The organism is Actinoplanes sp. OR16 (assembly GCF_004001265.1).
Classification (GTDB): Bacteria; Actinomycetota; Actinomycetes; order Mycobacteriales; family Micromonosporaceae; genus Actinoplanes.
The window spans coordinates 3,026,182-3,043,857 of sequence record NZ_AP019371.1; the positions used below are offsets into that span (position 1 = coordinate 3,026,182).

At 71.4% G+C, this 17,676-nt stretch carries 15 protein-coding genes; 2 read left to right on the top strand and 13 right to left on the bottom strand.

Features of this window, described 5'->3' with window-relative positions; genetic code table 11:
- Positions 1-3 precede the first annotated feature (3 nt).
- The 4 genes from galT to EP757_RS14070 form a co-directional block, all read right to left on the bottom strand.
- Entirely contained in the window at positions 4-1,095 is a 1,092-nt protein-coding gene (galT, locus tag EP757_RS14055; protein WP_127546056.1) for a galactose-1-phosphate uridylyltransferase, read from the bottom strand.
- On the bottom strand, positions 1,092-1,868 hold the full coding sequence (locus EP757_RS14060) for a DeoR/GlpR family DNA-binding transcription regulator (protein WP_127546058.1): 777 nt from the start codon (positions 1,866-1,868) through the stop codon (positions 1,092-1,094). Before EP757_RS14060 ends, galT begins: the two co-directional genes overlap by 4 nt.
- 70 nt (positions 1,869-1,938) lie before the next feature.
- Positions 1,939-2,853: a glycosyltransferase family A protein gene (locus EP757_RS14065; RefSeq protein WP_127546061.1), complete on the bottom strand. Its 915-nt coding sequence runs from the start codon at positions 2,851-2,853 to the stop codon at positions 1,939-1,941.
- The gene (locus tag EP757_RS14070; RefSeq protein WP_127546064.1) at positions 2,850-3,875 is read right to left on the bottom strand and encodes a sulfotransferase; all 1,026 of its coding nucleotides are present in this window, start codon (positions 3,873-3,875) and stop codon (positions 2,850-2,852) included. The genes EP757_RS14065 and EP757_RS14070 overlap by 4 nt, the downstream gene beginning before the upstream one ends.
- A gap of 62 nt (positions 3,876-3,937) precedes the next feature.
- Between EP757_RS14070 and EP757_RS14075 the strand changes: the two genes are divergently transcribed.
- Complete coding sequence (locus tag EP757_RS14075) at positions 3,938-4,933, top strand: WecB/TagA/CpsF family glycosyltransferase (RefSeq protein WP_127546067.1); 996 nt, start codon at positions 3,938-3,940, stop codon at positions 4,931-4,933.
- A gap of 594 nt (positions 4,934-5,527) precedes the next feature.
- On the opposite strand, the gene EP757_RS14080 is transcribed toward EP757_RS14075, so the two are convergent.
- The 9 genes from EP757_RS14080 to cysC form a co-directional block, all read right to left on the bottom strand.
- Positions 5,528-6,061 carry a DUF4262 domain-containing protein gene (locus tag EP757_RS14080; RefSeq protein ID WP_127546070.1) on the bottom strand — a complete coding sequence of 178 codons (534 nt, stop codon included), beginning with the start codon at positions 6,059-6,061 and terminating at the stop codon, positions 5,528-5,530.
- A 69-nt stretch (positions 6,062-6,130) separates the two neighbouring features.
- Complete coding sequence (locus tag EP757_RS14085; RefSeq protein WP_127546073.1) at positions 6,131-7,123, bottom strand: glycosyl hydrolase; 993 nt, start codon at positions 7,121-7,123, stop codon at positions 6,131-6,133.
- Positions 7,116-7,850: a methyltransferase domain-containing protein gene (locus EP757_RS14090; protein ID WP_127546076.1), complete on the bottom strand. Its 735-nt coding sequence runs from the start codon at positions 7,848-7,850 to the stop codon at positions 7,116-7,118. The genes EP757_RS14085 and EP757_RS14090 overlap by 8 nt, the downstream gene beginning before the upstream one ends.
- Positions 7,847-9,388, bottom strand: a complete 1,542-nt coding sequence (locus tag EP757_RS14095) for a lipopolysaccharide biosynthesis protein (RefSeq protein WP_232050505.1) — start codon at positions 9,386-9,388, stop codon at positions 7,847-7,849. The genes EP757_RS14090 and EP757_RS14095 overlap by 4 nt, the downstream gene beginning before the upstream one ends.
- Positions 9,385-10,263: a sulfotransferase domain-containing protein gene (locus EP757_RS14100; protein ID WP_127546079.1), complete on the bottom strand. Its 879-nt coding sequence runs from the start codon at positions 10,261-10,263 to the stop codon at positions 9,385-9,387. The genes EP757_RS14095 and EP757_RS14100 overlap by 4 nt, the downstream gene beginning before the upstream one ends.
- 5 nt (positions 10,264-10,268) lie before the next feature.
- The gene (locus EP757_RS14105) at positions 10,269-11,498 is read right to left on the bottom strand and encodes a hypothetical protein (RefSeq protein WP_127546082.1); all 1,230 of its coding nucleotides are present in this window, start codon (positions 11,496-11,498) and stop codon (positions 10,269-10,271) included.
- Positions 11,495-12,862 carry an O-antigen ligase gene (locus tag EP757_RS14110; protein WP_127546085.1) on the bottom strand — a complete coding sequence of 456 codons (1,368 nt, stop codon included), beginning with the start codon at positions 12,860-12,862 and terminating at the stop codon, positions 11,495-11,497. Before EP757_RS14110 ends, EP757_RS14105 begins: the two co-directional genes overlap by 4 nt.
- Positions 12,859-14,535: a Wzz/FepE/Etk N-terminal domain-containing protein gene (locus EP757_RS14115; protein WP_127546089.1), complete on the bottom strand. Its 1,677-nt coding sequence runs from the start codon at positions 14,533-14,535 to the stop codon at positions 12,859-12,861. The genes EP757_RS14110 and EP757_RS14115 overlap by 4 nt, the downstream gene beginning before the upstream one ends.
- 88 nt (positions 14,536-14,623) lie before the next feature.
- Positions 14,624-16,144, bottom strand: coding sequence for an adenylyl-sulfate kinase (gene cysC, locus EP757_RS14120; protein ID WP_127546092.1), 1,521 nt, complete (start codon positions 16,142-16,144; stop codon positions 14,624-14,626).
- A gap of 196 nt (positions 16,145-16,340) precedes the next feature.
- Here cysC and EP757_RS14125 point away from each other — a divergent pair, with 196 nt between their 5' ends.
- On the top strand, positions 16,341-17,651 hold the full coding sequence (locus tag EP757_RS14125; protein WP_232050506.1) for a glycosyl hydrolase: 1,311 nt from the start codon (positions 16,341-16,343) through the stop codon (positions 17,649-17,651).
- Positions 17,652-17,676: the final 25 nt, after the last annotated feature.

Genomic DNA, 17,676 nt, shown 5'->3' on the forward strand with positions numbered 1-17,676 from the left:
GGCTCAGTGAACGTCGCGCAGCAGTTGCGCGGCGTTCTCCGGCACGATGTCGTTCACGAAGGCGCCCATCGCCGATTCGGAGCCGGCCAGGTACTTCAGCTTGTCGGCGGCCCGCCGGATGCTGAACAGCTGCAGGTGCAGATATCCCAGCTCGCGGCCCTCACCGACGACCGCCTGGTGCCACGCCGAGATGTACGGCATCGGCTTACCGAAGAGGCCGTCGAAGCGCTTCAATATGTCGAGGTAGAGCGGGCCGAACGCGTCCCGCTCCTGGTCCGAGAGCGCGGGCAGATCCGGGACCTGGCGGTGCGGGGCCAGATGAACCTCGAACGGCCATCGCGCGGCAGCCGGGACGTACGCGGTCCAATGCTCGTTCGCCGCCACCACCCGGACCTTCGCGGCCTGCTCGGCGGCGAGGACGTCGGCGTAGAGATTGCGGCCGCCGGTCTTCTCGGCGTGCCGGGCCGCCGCGCGCAGCATGGCGGCGGTCCGCGGGGTCACCGCCGGGTACGCGTAGATCTGCCCGTGCGGGTGGTGCAGCGTCACACCGATCTCGACGCCGCGGTTCTCGAACGGGAAGACCTGTGCGACACCGGGCATCTTGGAGATCTCGCTGGTCCGGTCGGCGAGCGCGTCGACGACGGTGCGGACCCGCGACGGCGGCAGCGCGCCGAACGAGCTGTTGTGGTCGCTGGTGAAGCAGACGACCTCGCAGCGGCCCCGGCCCGGCTTCACCGGCACCAGGTCGGTGAGCTGGGTGATCTCGTCCGGGACGATGCGGTCGCTGAACGACGGGAACTGGTTCTCGAAGACCGCGACGTCGTAGCTCGGCGCCGGGATCTCGCTGGCGAAGTGCTCGTTCGTCGGGCAGAGCGGGCAGGCGTCGGACGGCGGCAGGAAGGTGCGCGTGTTCCGGTGTGCCGCGATCGCGATCCACTCGTCGACGAGCGGGTCGTACCGGAGCTGGGAGGCCGGCGGGGGAGGCGGCAGGTGCCGGGTGTCCGCGTACGAGGAGCGCCCGCTGTCCGGGGTTTCGTCGTAATAGAACAGGTCCCGGCCGTCGGAGAGATGGACGGTCGAGCGGATCGGGGTCACTGGGGGTTCACCACCACGAGTTCAGGAACGGTTTCCGAGAGGAGGGCCTGCGCATCGGCGTCCAGTCCGGAGTCCGTGATCAGGACGTCCGCGCGGCTGAGGGGGACGATCGAGGAGATGCCGACGGTTCCCCACTTGGTGTGGTCGGCGAGGACGACGAGGCGCTCGGAGGCCTCGACCAGTGCCCGGTTCGCGTCGGCTTCCATGAGGTTCGGAGTGGTGTACCCGGCCCGCTCGCTCATCCCGTGCACACCGAGGAAGAGCAGGTCCAGGTGCAGCGACCCGATCGCGGCGACCGCGACCGGTCCGACCAGGGCGTCCGAGGGGGTGCGCGTGCCGCCGGTCAGCACGACGGTCTGGTCCGGACGGCCGCCGCGATAGAAGACGTCGGCGACCGGGATCGAGTTCGTCACCACGGTGAGCGCCGGGACGTCGACGAGACGCTGGGCGAGCTCGGCCGTGGTCGTACCAGCGGAAAGCGCGATCGCATCGCCTGGCGAAACCAGCGCGGCGGCCCGCATCGCGATCGACGTCTTCTCACCGCGCTGCCGGACCGACTTCGCGGCGAACCCGGGCTCGTGCGCCGAACCAGGGCTGACGGTGGTCGCTCCGCCGTGTACCTTCGCGAGCAACCCCCGGTCGGCGAGGGCCTCCAGGTCACGGCGGATGGTCATGTCGGAGACGCCGTACTCGGTGGCGAGCTCGCTGACACGGACACCACCGGTGGCACGCACCCGGTCGAGGATCGCCGCCTGACGCTGCTGTGCGAGCATCAGTTCAACCGCACTAATTCGAACACACTCGAACACTACATGGTGGTCGGGTCGGTTCGGAAGAGTGAGTTCAGATACCTCGGCCGCGTTTGTGCAGGGCGGACAGCACGTTCTCCACCTTCACCGCCCCGGTCATCGCCGCAAGAGCTATCGCGGTACGTGGCTCGCGCCAGTTCTGGCGCACCGCCTCCTTGCTGTACCGCCACGCCTGGCTACGATTCCCGGTCGCCGCCGACCAGCACGCCAACTGGCCGTAGACCCGGGCCGCCCCGGGACGGCAACCGCTGATCTCCGGGTGCCGCCGCATCATCCAGCGCAGCGAGCTGATCTTCGTGGCGTACTCGTAGGCGTAGTGCGAGGTCCGCCCCCAGAGAACCTGCACCAGCGGCTCGTCGAGGTGCACGATCGGTGCCCGGCGGGCCGCCCGCAGCAGCAGATCCCAGTCCTCGTTCTGGCTGCCCGGGGCGTCCTCGGCGACCAGGCCGACGGCGTCCTCGGCGAGCGCGTCCCGGCGGATCAGGAACGACGACGAATGCAGCATCGCCATCCGCGACCGGGCCAGGTCGTCCACCGTCACCCGGCTGCGACCGGCCAGCCGCGCTGTGGTCCGGCCCTCGTACTCCACCTCGATCGCGCAGGTCGCGAACTCGGCGTCCGGGTCGGCGAGCAGGGCCGCGACCTGCCGGCGCAGCTTGTCCGGCAGCCAGCGGTCGTCGTCGTCGCAGAACGCCACGAGCTCGGTGTCCAGGGCCAGCAGGCCGGTGTTGCGGGCGCCGGCCAGGCCGGAGGTGCGCCAGTTCGTCAGGACCAGGACCGGCACGCCGTCGGTGTTCGCCAGCAGATAGTCGGGCTCGGTCTGGTCGTAGACGACCACGATCCGGATGTCGCCGGGGTAGCGCTGCTCACGCACCGCGGCGATCGCGCGGCGCACCAGCTCCGGGCGGTTGCGGGTCGGGATGACGACCCCGACGGACGGCCAGTTCATGGTGCCTCCGATGCGACGTTGATCGGGTAGCCGTAGGCGCGCAGCATCGGTCCGCAGACGGCGCCGACGAGACGGCGCTGAGAGCTGGGCAGCGCGCGAACCCAGGCATCGTCGTGGCGAAGCGGGAGGCGGCCGACGGTGAACCGCATCGGATTGCCGGCGGCACTGTGCCCCACCTTGAGGTCCGCACTGTGCCCGCCCCCGGATACAGTTGTTTCGGGGAGCTTTGTCGGATCTTGGAGAGTCCCGGGGAGTCCTGCTGGATCTTGGAGATCTGCGCGCTCGGGTCGCAGGAAGTCCAGGTCCTCGGGGCGCAGCGGGACGCCGGCGAAATCGGCGAGGCGGATCAGGCCGGCGCGCGGGTCGGCGAGGAACTCCTCGTACCGGATCCGGCGTACCGGAACCCCGCGACGGGCGAGCAGGCCGAACGCGGCGTTGTGCGCGTTCCAGAGCAGCGCCGAACGGCCGGGGGAGTAGCGCGTCATCTCGTCGGCGCCGTCGGACTCCGGCCGGGTCACCTTCTTGGTCCACGAGTACGCGACCCCGCGCGCGTCCCGGACCACGTGCACCACTTTCAGATCGATGTCGTCGGCCCAGCGCAGCACGTGGGCCAGCGCGGAGTGCTTCGACGAGTCGATGACGACGTCGCTGCCGGAGATCTCGGCGGCCGCGGCGTAGACCCGGGAGTAGAAGGACGCGTACTCCCGGACCTCGGCGGTGGCAGTGGTGGCCGCTGCGAGCCGGGGGATGTGCCGGGTCCGCTCGACCGATTCGCGCAGATGGTGCACCCGGTCGACGTCGACGTTCGACCAGCCGCCGAACGCGCGGTCGCCGATCTTCGTCCAGAACGGGCAGGCGGAGAAGCGGTCGCCGCAGCCACACCGCTCGTCGTCACGGATGTCGCGCTGCCACAGGTGAACGACCTCGCCCAGAGCGCACATCCCGGGAAGTTCACCGAGCAGGCGTTCGACGAGCGTGGTTCCGCTTCGCCCCAATCCGCCCAAAAAAAGCACCTGTGCCACTTTGGCCTACCTTCGTTCGTTTCGCTCTGGTAACGAGTGAAGCAGGCAAAAGGAGGCGTTAGGTGTCTATCGAGGCTTTCGACCGCGTACACCTGGACGGCACCGGCATCGACCGGATCACCGAGGACGAGGTCGTGGCCGTGGTGCGGGACGCGCTCACGCGTGGGCAGGGCGGCCGCATCATCACGCCGAACGTCGACATCCTGCGCCGGGCCGCGGCCGACCCGCGCGTACGCCGCCACCTGGACGACGCCGACCTCATCGTCGCCGACGGCATGCCCCTGGTCTGGGCGAGCCGCCTCGGGGGCGCCCCGCTGCCGGAGAGGGTGGCCGGCAGCAGCCTGATCTGGTCGCTGTCCCGGGGCCTGGGGCGGGACGGCCGTTCCGTCTACGTGATCGGCGGCACCCCGGCAGGCGCCGACCGCCGGATCGGCGGCACCTCCGGTCGCGTCGCCGCGGGTGCTCCCTCACGTCCCTCCGAACCACGAACCGCGACCACCCGTGCTCCCGGCGCGGAGCGGGCGCCGGCCGGCCGGGTTTCGGGTGCGGAGCGTGGGGCGGCCACTCGGGCTTCGGGTGCGGAGCGGGCGCCGGCCGGCCGGGTTTCGGGAGCGGAGCGTGGGGCGGCCGCCCGGGTTTCGGGTGCGGAGCGAGCGGCGGCGCGGCTGGCGGCCGAGTCGCCGGGGTTGCGGATCGCGGGGGCGGTGAGTCCGGCGTTCGGTTTCGAGCGGAACGAGGCAGGCTACGCCAGGTTCCGTGCCGAGGTGATCGAGGCGGCGCCGGACCTGGTCTTCGTCGGCCTCGGCTTCCCCAAGCAAGAGATCGTCATCGATCGGCTGCGAGAACACCTCCCCTCCACCTGGTTCATCGGCTGCGGCGCCGCCGTGAACTTCGTCGCCGGTGACGTCCATCGAGCCCCCCGCTGGATGCAGCGCACCGGCCTCGAATGGGCCCACCGCCTGGGCGTCGAACCGCGCCGTCTGGCAGGTCGCTACCTACGCCACGACGCCCCTTACGCCCTCCGTCTCCTGGCCCGGGCCCCCCGCCGCCGCTCTTAAGCTCCCGACGGTCTGTGCGAGGCGGTGAACGCACGCGCACCGGTTGCGTGTGCGCTGGCGGCCCGTATGAGGGCGGTGAACGCACGCGCGCCGACTGCGTGTGCGCTGGCAGCCCGTATGGAGGGCGGTGAGCGCACGCGTGGCGGTTTGGTGTGCGCTGGTTGCCCGTGGGGCGGTGAGTGCACGCGACGCGTGGCTCGTGTGCGCTGGTCGCCCGTATGGGGGCGGTGAGCGCACGCGCGCCGACTGCGTGTGCGCTGGCAGTCCGTATGGGGGGCGGTGAGCGCACGCGTGGCGGTTTGGTGTGCGCTGGTTGCCCGTGGGGCGGTGAGTGCACGCGACGCGTGGCTCGTGTGCGCTGGCTGTCTGTGCGGGGCGGTGAGCGCACGCGCACCGGTTGCGTGTGCGCTGGCAGCCCTCATGAGGGCGGTGAGCGCACGCGACGCGTGGCTCGTGTGCGCTGGTTGCCCATGTGCGGCGGTGAGCGCACGCGACGCGCGGTTTGGTGTGCGCTGGTTGCCCGTGTGGGGCGGTGAGCGCACGCACAGGGGGCCCGCGCGCAGGGATGGCCGGTCGCGCACCGGGACGGCCGGGCTAGCCTCCCGCTCCTCGGGCAGAGCGGCCTCGGGGGAAGCCTCGGAAAGCCGCGCACCTCCGCCCGGCCCGGACCGCTGCCACGCCGATCGACGGTTGGGGCCACTGGGCCACCGCGTAGCCGTCCTGCCAGGGGAAGCGGCCGGACGGGTCGGGCCAGACCAGCTGGCAGAGGCGGACCCGGTCCTCGCCGTAGCGGTACATCGCCGAGCCGGGGAAGATCTCGTCGGTCGGGTCGCCGGCGACGACCAGCAGGTCATGATCGGACACCAGGCCGGTGACCCGCTGGCCGTGCTCCAGGCGGACGCCGTCCCACGCGATCCGGCCGGCCATCTCGTTGAGAAGCGAGCCGGTCACGTCGAGCGGAACCCCGGCGATCGCGACCTCGGCGAGGCCCATCTCGGTGAGGCCGACGGTGTAGCCGAACGGCACGGCGCCGGGTGGGTCGTCCTCGGTGGGCTCGACGTGGACGACCGTCCACCCGTATCTGCCGATCAGTCTGCTCTGCTCCTCGAAGAACTCGTCGAGGTCCATCGGTCGTACCCCCGCCCTGAAGTCCGGTCCGCGTACCGCACCATCTTGGAACAGGTGTACGACACTTTTTCACGGATTGAAGTACGGGTCCTTCACCATCGAGTGGAAGGCCTTGAACGCCGGGCCGTCGCCGGTGAGCTGGAAGTGCTGGTTCGGCTTGTTGCGTTCCGGGTTCGACTCGAAGTAGGCGACCGCCTTGATCTGCGGGTTCGCCTTGAAGGTCCGCTCGGCGTCGAGGAGCCAGGCCGCCCGAGCCTCGGAGCCCCACACCTTCGCCACCCCGAACTCGCCGATCACGATCGGTTTCGGACGCCGGGCCGCCCAGTCCAGGAACGGGCCCATCAGCTTGCCGATCGGCTGGAACTGGGCGCCCGCGTAGACGTCCACGCAGGTCCAGTCCACCTGATCGTCGCCGGGGTAGAAGTCCGGCGCCTCACCACGGATGAACCCTTCCGCCGTCGGGCACCACACCCACGAGACGTTGTCCGTACGCTCGGCCTTGAAGATCTTCCGAACGTATTTCCAGGCCTCGATGTAGTCGGCGCCCGACCACATGGTGGCGCGCAGGTTCGGCCGGTCCATCTCCCAGCGCATCCGCAGCATCACCGGCTTCTTGATCCGCCGGATCGCCCGCGCCTGCTTGCGGATCATCTTGTCGTGGTCGCCGGCCAGGATCGACCGGTTGTCCCCGGTCGCCCAACTGATCATCAGGTTGGCGTCCTGGTCCAGGAACTCCTTGTCGGAGGCGGTGCCCATCATCTGGTCGAAGCGGCGGTACGTGTTGATGAAGTCGAGCCGCCGGCCCAGGGACGCCTCGAGACCGCCGACCGCGGCGAGCCGGCCGACGTGGGTCAGCTCGTCCGGCTTGATCCAGGCGCCGACGTACGCGCCTTCGCCGGGTGCCGAGAACGGGCCGGCCTCGAACGGCCCCGGGTTGACCGCCACCGCGCGAGGCGCGCTGGTCAGGTCCGGTGCTGGCGGCGGCGAGGGGTCACGACGGTCTTTCGTACAGCCGGCCAGCACCAGGGCTAGCGCGACCACCGCGACGGCTGCCCTACGCATGGACCCGCCGCGCGGTGTAGAGCACGTTCACGGCGTACCCGTCGGTGCCGGGGAACCGCCGCGCCGCCGCGTCCGCGACCCGGGCCAGCCTGCTGTCGTGCAGCGACGGGGTCAGCATGGAGAAGCCGCGGCGCTCGACGATCTCGAAGCCGTGCCGGTTGAGCAGCCGTTCCACCTGTTCGTGGGAGAGTTCGGCGAACCAGCGTTCGCCGTCGTGCCGCCGGGCGCGCAGGTGCCGCAGCGAGCCGGAGTTGCCGTGGTTCTCCACGACGAGCAGGCCGGATCCGCGGTGCGGCAGGGCCTTGGCCGCGAAGGCGAGAGCGCGATCCCGTACGCCGTCGTTGACGTTGAGCAGCAACCGGAAGATGGTGACCAGCGCCGGGAATCCGGCCGGGACCGGCGCCGGCACCGGGCCGTCGATCGGCACCTGATGCCAGTACGCCCGCGATCCGACGTCGGCGGCCTTCGCCATCATCTCGCCGGACGTGTCGTACCCGTGCGCCTCCCGGACCAGGCCGTGCAGCGCCCGGATGGCCCGTCCGGTGCCGCAGGCGAAGTCGTGCTGCACCGGCGGGTGTTCGGGGAACTCGCGGCGTACGAGGGTCCGCAGATAGCTGCGCTGCCGCTCGTTGATCCGGGACGCGTAGCTGTCCGGGGCGTAGGTGACGTTCTCGTACTTCTCGACCGCGTCGGTGTCCCGGAACACCTCGGTGTACTCGCTGGTCAACTCTCCTCCAATTGAGTTCGTCGTCGGGCGAAGGCGGCCAGCCCCAGCTCACGGCGGAGCAGCCAGGCGCCCGCGAAGTAGGCCGGCACGGCAGTCGTCAGCGCCGGCAGGAGACCGGTCAGCGGGGTGGCCGCCGCCGGGAGCACGCCGAAGCAGCCGAGAGACAGCAGCGCGGCGGCCCGGGTGCCGGTGCCGAAGGGGTGCAGCCGAGCGCTGCGGTGGACCTGGGCGAGCGGCAGCAGGTTGTTCACGACCATCGCGCAGGCCAGGCCGGTGGCCGCGCCGAGCGCTCCCCAGCGGGGGATCAGGAGCAGGTCCAGGCCGATCATCACGACCAGGGCGGCGAGCACGTTCCCGAGGTTCATCGAGGTACGGCCGGCCATCGCGAGCACCATGTCGACCATCCCGCAGCCGGTCGCCACGAGCATCGCGCCGGCCAGCACCAGCACCACCGGGCGGCCGGCCGCGTACTGCTCGCCGAAGAGCCGCAGGTACCAGGGCGCGCACGCGATCACGAGCAGGCAGATCGGCCAGGTGACCAGCACGAGCCAGCCGGTCGCGGTCTGGTAGAGCCGGTTCGCTGCCGCCTTGTCGCCGGTGCTGAGCGCCTCGGCGAGCCGCGGCTGCACCGACTGGGACAGACCTTGGTTAGCGAACTGGATCAGCACCACGAACCGGCCGGCGACCGCGTAGATCGCCGCCGGCGCGAGTCCGCCGAGAGCCGCCACCAGCAGCACGTCGACCCGCTGCAACGCGAGCTGGGCGACCGCGGCGACCGCGCGCGGACCCGTGAAGATCCAGAAATCGCGGCGCAGGCTCCTGCGTTCCTCACGCCGGGGGGTCACACCGGCTGGGCGATTGCTCCGGTACGCGCGCCGCGCGGCCCACCCCGCGAGGATCGCCACCGGCAGATACGGCGAGGCCCAGGCCAGCGCGAAGACCGGCAGCGACGCGGTGACCCACAGGGTGGCGACCCCGGCCGCGATCACGGCGAGCAGCTGCAGGCCGCTGCGCAGCACCCGGTCCAGCAGCACGGTCGGGCGCATCACCCGGTAACCGCGGGTGACGGTCAGCAGCACGTCGGTGAGCGCCTGCAGGGGCAGGAAGACCGCGAGGACGCGCAGTCCGGCGGCGTGCCCGGCGACCACGTGCGGTGACTCGGCGGCGGTGAGGCGGGCGATCGCCGGCGCGGCGAACCACATCGCCACGGCGAGGAGCAGCGAGAACACGGCCACCGGCGGGATACCGGCCCGCAGGCAGGCGCCGAGCAGATGGCTGCGGCCGGTCGCGCGCAGCCGGGCCGGCCAGTAGACCAGGCCGGTGTTGGTGCCCAGCTTCGCCAGGCCGCCGGCCAGCACGAACGCGGCCGTCGCGGCGAAGAACGCGCCGGCCTGCTCGGGGCCGAGGGTCCGCGCGACGATCCAGGTGACCACCACGCCGGTGCCGCCGGCCAGCGCCGAGCCGGCCATGTTGGCGAGCCCGCCCCGAGCCGCGCCCCGGGCCGCGCGATCGGGTTCGAGGGGTGGCGCGACCGTCACGCGCGGCGCCACATCGGGGTGTGCCCCAGCCAGCCGGCCAGCGCCTCGTCGTGCGACTGGTAGTACGCGCTCAGCTCCCGGCGCAGACCGGGGTCCATGTCGGCCTGCCGGGGACGGGCGTTGTGCTGCTCGAAAGGAGGCCGTTCCAGGTCGGTGGGGAGGCCGAGGAAGGCGCACACCTCGTCGTAGACCGGCCCCGGGTCGGTGAAGAATCGCTCGCTCTCCACCACGTGGATCCGCTCCCGGCCGACGTGCTGGGCCATCACGCTCAGGTAGCGCGCGTACTCGCCGCGGGCCCGGTACGCGTGGTGCTGGTGCGCGAAGCTGTAGTAGCTCGGGTCGATCGCGAGCCGCTCCTCCTGACGGTGCAGCCGGGCCGGCTCCAGGGCCAGGGCGGCGCCGAAGTCGCGTTCCGGCTCGAAGGCCCGGGCCACCTCGTGGTGGTGCTGCGAGTAGGCGCGTTCCACCGGGTCACGGACCAGCACGATGAGCCGGGCGTAGGGCAGGTCACGGGCGATCCGGGCGGCGGCCTGCGGGTGGTACATGTAATAGGGGCTGGACTCGAACGTGCGGGCCGGTACCCCGTACCTCTCCGCGATCTTCTCGGCGCTGCGCAGCAGCGGGAAATGCGCGCGATACCAGTCGAGCCCCCGGTGATACGCGGTGTCGAAGTAGTGCACGCCCTTGTGCAGCACGGCCTTGAGCACCACGGGATGCGCGGCCAGCGCCCGGTAAAGGGATGTGGTGCCGCACCGCTGACCGCCGCAGATCAGGAACGACGGCAGCATCCGGTTCTCGGCGGTGAGCCGTCCGTACGATCGGGAGCCCAGGTGCACGACCCGCTTCACCGGCGCGGGCAGATTGCGGACGTCCATTGTCTCTAGAGCTCCTCTACGCGGCGGATCAGCACCGGAAGCAGCCACGTGCCGAGCACGCCGAGCCTCGCCCCGGCCTCCGCCTGCCGGTCGGTCAGGTAACGCACGGCCAGGTCGACGAGGTAGAGCAGCGCTGTGATCTCCCGGGACACCGGCGCCACGCCGAACGGGGCCAGCAGTTCGTCGCTGCGCCGCACCGTCGCCTCGACCGCGGCCCGGGCGTCCCCGGTGGACTGGATGCGCCGCTGCAACTCGTGATGCACGGCGTCGAAACCGAGCGGCACACCGGTGGCGAACCGTTCCCAGTCCCACACCAGCAGCGTGTTCTCCAGGTTCGCCATGTTCCAGGGCGCCCAGTCGCCGTGCCACGCGCCGTAGCGCAGCGTGGTGTCGCCGGAGTGCGCGGCCAGCACGCCGACCGCCGCCGAGAGAGCCGCGCCCTCCGGTCGATCGGCCACCGCGGCGAGCCGTTCCTGCAGCTCACGCCAGTACGAGCTACCGGTCAGCGCCCCGGACGTGTAACCCTGGCAGCCGGCCACGTCGAGCATCGCCGCGGTCAGGCGTTTCGGGTTGAGCGGCGCCCGGGGCAGCCAGACCGGCAGCGCCGACTGGATGAGGACCTGCAGGTCACGCCACTTCCCGGCGTGCAGCAGCCGGGGGACGGCCAGCTTCGTGAGCCGGCTGTCGTTCAGTGTGGTGAGGGCCGCGGTCTCCGCCCGGACCAGCCGCCGGGTCAGCGTGCCGGTGCCGAGCTTGCCGAACGCGAACGTCTCACCCTCGGCGCTGAGCAGCTGCAACACGGGTTTGCGGTTGGCGCGGGCCGGGCCGATGTGGACGCTCACCGCCAGGTCGCGGCGCAGCGCGTCGCTCAGGTACCCGTCGATCCCGGCCGAGGACGGTCCGGTCACCCGGATCCGGTCCCGGAAGAGCAGCCCCGAGGTGCGGGTGTGGACAGCGGCCACCACGGCGTCGCGCTTGAGCCGGGCCAGCCGGGACTGGGGTTCGGCGTAGCGGCGGACGGCGGCGGCCGCGACCGCCGGATTCAGCGTCGGCACCAGCAGGCGAGGACGGCGGGCATTCGGTACGACCAGGTACTCGGTGATGACCGGACCCGCACCACCGGCGGTGTCACACGGCGGCGGGTAGAGCAGACCGAGGACCTCGTTCAAATACTGGGTACGCAGGGCCGCGTCGTCGGCGGTCAGCTCCGCCGGGGCGGTCTTCACTGGGCTCATCTGTCAATCCCCTCGATCCATTGGCGCCAGAGCAGCGCGTAGGCCAGAACCATGAAGGCCAGAGGGGTGACCAGGGAGTTGTACCAGAGCATCGCCGAGAACGAGGTGACGATCGCGCCGCTCGCGGCCACCCCGATCGGGCTCCGGTCGCGGCGGAACCGCCACAGCCCGTACCCGAAGAAACCGAGATATCCGGCCGTGCCGGCCGCGCCGTGCGCGTAGAGCAGCTGCCACAGCTGCCCGTTGCCGCCGACCGTGAAGTTGCCGCAGCGCTCGCACCCGGCGCTCTCGCCCACGGTGATCGAGTTGCGGCCGCCGAGGGTGTTCCGGGTGCCGCCGTACCCGATCACCGGGGACTCGGCGAAGCCGTCCAGGGCCTTCTCGATGAGGAACGACCGGACGCCGTTCGACTTGCCGTTGTCGAGCCGGGCCTGCACGGTGTCACCGAGCGGGGTGGCGACCATCGCGGCCCAGAGCGCGCCGCCGGCCACCAGCACGGCGCCGATGATCCAGAGCTTGCCGGCCAGCACGTACCGGGCCGCGACGTAGGCCACGAGAACGCCGACGCCGATCCAGAGACCCCGGTTCAGCGAGGCCACCGCCGGGACGATCGAGATCGCCACGCAGGCCAGGGCGAGCGTCTTCTTACCGGCGCTGCGGCTCGCCCACGCCGCGACCAGCAGGAAGCCGATCAGCAGGCAGTAGTTGTTGCCCCAGGTGTTCGTGTATCCCCACGGCGCGGCCGGCCGCGGTTTCTCCCCGCCGACCAGGTCCATGATCTGAGCGGCGTACGGGTGGACCAGCGACCGTACGAATCCCTTGTTCCGCACGCCGGACGGGAGCAGCCACTCGACCGGCGAGGTGAACTCGAAGTTCCCGGCCACCATCCCGAGCAGCCCGCCCGCCACGGTCAGCACGAACATGCCGCCGAGCAGCCGCACCAGCCGGCGGCGGGACAACTCCGCCTCGGTCAGGTTGCCGGCGTAGATCAGCAGGACGGTCAGCGACCCGTACATGGAGAGCTTGTAGACGACGGCCGGGAGCCGGGCGCTCGCCCGTTCCACCACCGTGCCGGTCGGGTCCGCGCCCAGCGCCGCGATGCTCACCACCGCGGCCAGCAGGAAGACCGCCCACCAGGCGACGCCCGGCGGCAGGCGCAGCGGCCGGCCCGCCGCGCGGCGCCGGATCAGCAGGAACAGCATCGGCGCGGCCATCATCGGGAAGATCAGCACGCCCAGGCCGAGCGCCCACCAGAGTGGATAGAGCAGCAGGATCCCGGCCACCGGCCAGGACGGCAGGGAGCGGTTCTTGACGCCGCGGTGTGCCGGACCGGCGACCGGAATCGCCGGGGCGACCGCGGTCATTTGTCGTCGCCGTCGCTGGTGATCTTTTCGATGAGGGCTGTCTCGTCGGTCATGCCCTCGGCCGGGCGCTGCCGCGGCGAACCGGCGAACTGGAACTGCTGGGTGTGCTCCTCGGCGACCGGCGGCGGCAGGGTCACGGCCGGCGCCACGATGTCGCCCGGCTTCATCGGGGCGAGCTTCGGCATCACCACCGCGCCGAGCAGCCGGGTGCCGACCCGCTGCAGTTGCTCGGTCGCGTCGAGCAGGGCGGGACGGCGGGACCGGCGCAGCTCGACCGCGAGGATCGCCGCGTCGGCGAGGCTGGCGAGCGACTGCGCGTCGGCGCTGCTGCTGGTCGAGGGCGCTTCGATCACGACGTACCCGGTCTGCTGCCGGAGTGCCGCGAGGGTGTCCTTGAGCCGCTGCGACTGCATCAGGCCGGCCGCCGTGGCGGCGCCACCCGTGGTGATCACCCGCAGCGACGGGATCCGCGGGGTGCGCTGCAGCGTCCGGACCAGCGAGATCCGGCCGGCCAGCAGGTCGGAGAGGCCCGGCGTCGCGGCGACGCCCAGCATCCGGGCCAGCGGCGCGGCGTCCACCACGCTGTCCGGCAGGTGCGCCCCGATCAGGATGACGTCGCTTCCGGTCCGGGCCAGCGCCGCGGCCAGGTTCGCGGCGACCAGGGTGCTCGCCGATCCGCGGCTGGTGCCGGTCACCACGATGATCTGGTCGCCCTCGTGCAGGCTGGCCAGGACCTCGTTGCGGAGCCGGTTGAAGACACGGCCGCCCGGCCCGTACGGCTGGACCACGTCGTCGAAGTGCGGCGTGCTCCGCTCGTCGAGCGCCGCCAGCACCGGCACCCGGCCCCGGTCGCGCACGTCGGCTGCGGTGACCAGCCGCCTGTCGAAGCGCTCCCGCAGGTAGGCGAGGCAGAGCCCGAGGAGCAGCCCGATCATGCCGCCGGTGCCCACGTTGAGCAGGGTGTTCGGGCTGGTCGGGAACTCCGGCAGGCGGGCGTCGCTGATGATGCTGCCGCCGCCGACCATCGTGGTGGTCAGCTCGTTGAGCCGGCCGGTCAGCGAGTTCAGCTGGTTCTGCGAGTTGTTCCGCAGGCTCTGCAGGTTGCTCTCGTTGGAGCTGCCCGGCACGGCGACAGCCAGCTTCGCGTTGATCCCGGTGAGCGCGCCGGTCAGCTGCTTGACCTTGAGGTTCAGCGAGCGGATCTGCTTGTCCAGCTGCGCCCGGGCGGTCTCCTCACGGTTGCGCAGGTACGCCTCGGCGAACGCGTGCGACCCGTACTGCGCCGCCGCGGGCTTGTCCGCCCGGAACGTGATGACCAGGACCGTGGTGTTCGCCGGGACCTGGACCGAGACCGACTTCGCCAGCTCGATCGGGGACAGGCCGGACCGCAGCAGCGCGGCCGCCTTGACCGCGACCGCCCCGGAGCCGACCAGCTGGGCCTCGGTGTCGAGGTTGACCGCACCCTTCGTACGGCCACCCTGGGCGTTGGTGTCCTGATCGACGGATTGGACCAGCACCGAGGTGGACGACTCGTACACCTTCGGCATGGCCTGCGTCAGGGCGGCGCCCCCACCCAGCCCCGCTGCCGTGGCCACCAGGGCGATCCACCAGTGCCGGCGGAATGCTCCCAGGTAGTGCGAGACGTCGGCGGACGCAGGACGAGACGCTTCCATCAGAGTTCGGCGGCCCTTCCGGGTATAGGAGTGTTTCGGGCGTTTCGCCCCTGAGGGCTAACGTCACACTCCCGCCGCGAGTGATGGGTTACGTCAGTTTGGGCTCCACCCAGCCGTTCTCCACGAGATATGCGAGGACCACCTCGACCGCCTCCGGGACGGTCATCGTGGTGGTGTCGATGGTCAGCTCGGCGTTCGACGGCGCCTCGTACGGGTCGTCGATGCCGGTCATGCCACGCAGCTGACCGGCCCGGGCCCGCGCGTACAGGCCCTTGCGGTCCCGCTGCTCGCAGACCTCGAGCGGAGTGGCCACGTGCACCAGGATGAACCCGGCCCCCGCCTCGGCGGCCATCCGCCGGGCCGCCGCGCGAGCCGCTTCGTAGGGTGCGATCGGGCAGGCCACGGCCATGCCCCGGTGCCGGCCCACCTCGGCCGCGACCCAGCCGATCCGGCGAACGTTCGCGTCCCGGTCGGCCTTGCTGAAGCCGAGCCCAGCGGTCAGCTCACGGCGCACCACGTCGCCGTCGAGCAGCGTGATGGTCCGCTCGCCGTTCTCCCGCATGGCGTCGGCCAGGTTGCGGGCGATCGTCGACTTGCCGGAGCCGGAGAGGCCGGTGAAGAAGACCACGAGGCCGCGGTGCCGGCGCGGAGGGCGGACCCGGGCCAGCTCCTTCGCCACCGCCGGCGGGGTGTGCCACTCGGGCAGCGGGAAACCGCGGTCCAGCAGATCGTCGATCTCGGCGGGGCTCATCGCGAGGCGGCGGTTGCGCGGCGGGATGTCGTCCCGCCAGCGCCACTGGCCGTCCCGGTTGTCGTAGGCCAGCTCGCGCGGCACCAGCACCCGCACCCCGGCGCCGGACAGGGTGTGCTCGGTGGAGAGCACGTGCGTGACGCCGTAGGCCTGGGCCACCCGGGCGCGCAGCAACGCGTCGCGCATCTCGTCGCCGCGGGTCAGCACCGGCACCGCCACGATGGTGGCCGGGGGCATCCGGTCACGGGCCGCGAAGATCGAGCGGACCAGCGACTCCGGCGGCAGCCCGTCCGGCCCGGGACCGCTCACCGGGATGAGGATCAGCAGGTGGGCGGCGAGCGTACGGGCCGCGTGCGCGATCTGCGCGAGCTGCGGCCGGTGCAGCGGCCGGTCGGCGACCACACCGAGCACCCGGCCCGGTGGCAGCAGTGCGGTGACCTCCTCGGGGGTACGCCGCAGACGCTGGAACGGGCCGTGCCCGCCGTCGCCCATCCGGCGCACCGGCCCGCCGATGCCGAACCGGTTGACCCCGGTCTGCCAGACGTCGGCCACCTCGATCGCGGCGACCGGCGCGCCCTCCGGGTCGGTCAGCACGACGGTGCGTCGGCGGGGGTCGTGCGGGTCGAGGGTCTGCGCCAGCTCGCCGGGGATCTCGCAGGTGACCGGGACCGGCCACGGAGTGCCGTCGGCGAGGCGGCCGGTGCGGGACAGCGTTGCCAGATCGGCGCGGCCCAGGAAACCGGTCAGCGGGGCGTACGCCCCGGAGAGCAGCAGTTCCAGGTCCGCCAACTCGTACGGGCGCGGCGTGAAGGACGGGGCATCCCGCAGCACGTCTTCGGGTAGTACCGAACCATTCACCTTCGCATCCCCCAACAGCCGACTTGGGGGACAGTTTCGCAGCCTCGATCGAGCGGGTCGAGATGGGCTCTCGCTCTTTACGGATCTTCTTAGTGGGGGGAGGGGTGTGGGCATAGCAAAACGACTTAAGGCCAATTTCGGTTTATTTCGCGTCATTTCTGGACAAGCTGCTGCGATCGTTTGATACTGCCTGTTTGTGAGACAGAACCCCACCCGGCTGTTCCGCATGACAGCGCTGACCACGGCTTTCGTCATGTCGGTGACGGTCACCCTCTCGTGGGCGTGGACCGGCGGCCTCGATCAGCTCGGGCTCAGGGACGACCCGCCCGGCGATCCGATCGTCAGCGCGCCGGCCGGCGACCTGCCGCTGCCCGACCGGCTCGCGCCGTTGACCGGCCCGACCGGGGTGCCGTTCCCCGGCCCTGCCGCGGGCCCTGCCGCCGGTTCGGATGCGGGCCCGGACACGGGAGCACCGCCGGTGCTGCGTGGTCTCGACACCCAGCTGCTCGGCGGGACGCAGGCCAGGAACGTGCCGGCGGCCGCGGATCGGGTGGAGCGGCGGCGGTGCCGTACCGGGGCGAGGCTCGTACCCACCTGCGGTGTGCTCTGGGGTGTGGCGCCGGGCGCGAAGACCGAGTCGCGGGGGCTGCAGGCGCTGCGTGAGTTCGAGCGGAAGACCGGGCGGCACCAGGCGGTGTTCCACGCCTACCACCGGGGGACACGGCAGGTCTTCCCGACCGAGCAGGAGATCGCCATCTCCCGTGAACCGGGTTGGACGAGGATCCTGCTCCTGAACTGGAAACCCGAGACCACGACGTGGGCGCGCATCGCACGGGGCGACCGGCGTACCGATGCGTTTCTCGATCGTCTTGCGGCGCATCTGCGGAAGAATTACCGGGAGAGGTTCTTCTTCGCGATCCACCACGAAGCCGAGGACCAGGTACGGGAGAGGCCCGGCTCCGGCTACACCGCCCGGGACTACGCCGCGATGTTCCGGCACGTGGTGAATCGTCTGCGGGCCCGCGGCGCCACCAACGTCGTGACCGTCCTCATCCACATGGCGTACGTCCCGCACACCACCAAGAGCTGGTTCACCCAGATGTACCCGGGCGACGACGTGGTCGACTGGATCGGGTTCGACACCTACTCCTACAGCGACCCCGGTTACGGGCACGGTGGCCTGGACGAGCTGCTCAACCGGCGGTCGGCGAGCAAACCGGGCTGGCCGGGCTTCTACAACTGGGTCCGGGCGAAGCATCCGGGCAAGCCGGTGATGGTCGCCGAGTGGGGCGTCTGGTTCTCCAAGCGCAACCCCGGGCACATGGCTCGCTTCTACCGCGAGGTCGGCCGCGACATCACCCGCTACCCGGGGATCAAGGCGATGGTCCACTTCGAGACGCCGTCGAACCACAAGGGGCAGGATTCGTCGGTGGACAGCACCCCGGCGGCGCTGCGCGAGTACCGCCGGCTGGGCAGCCTGCCGGTGTTCCAGGTCGCGGTCGGATGACTTCCGCTTTGCTGTGAGGAGGCTG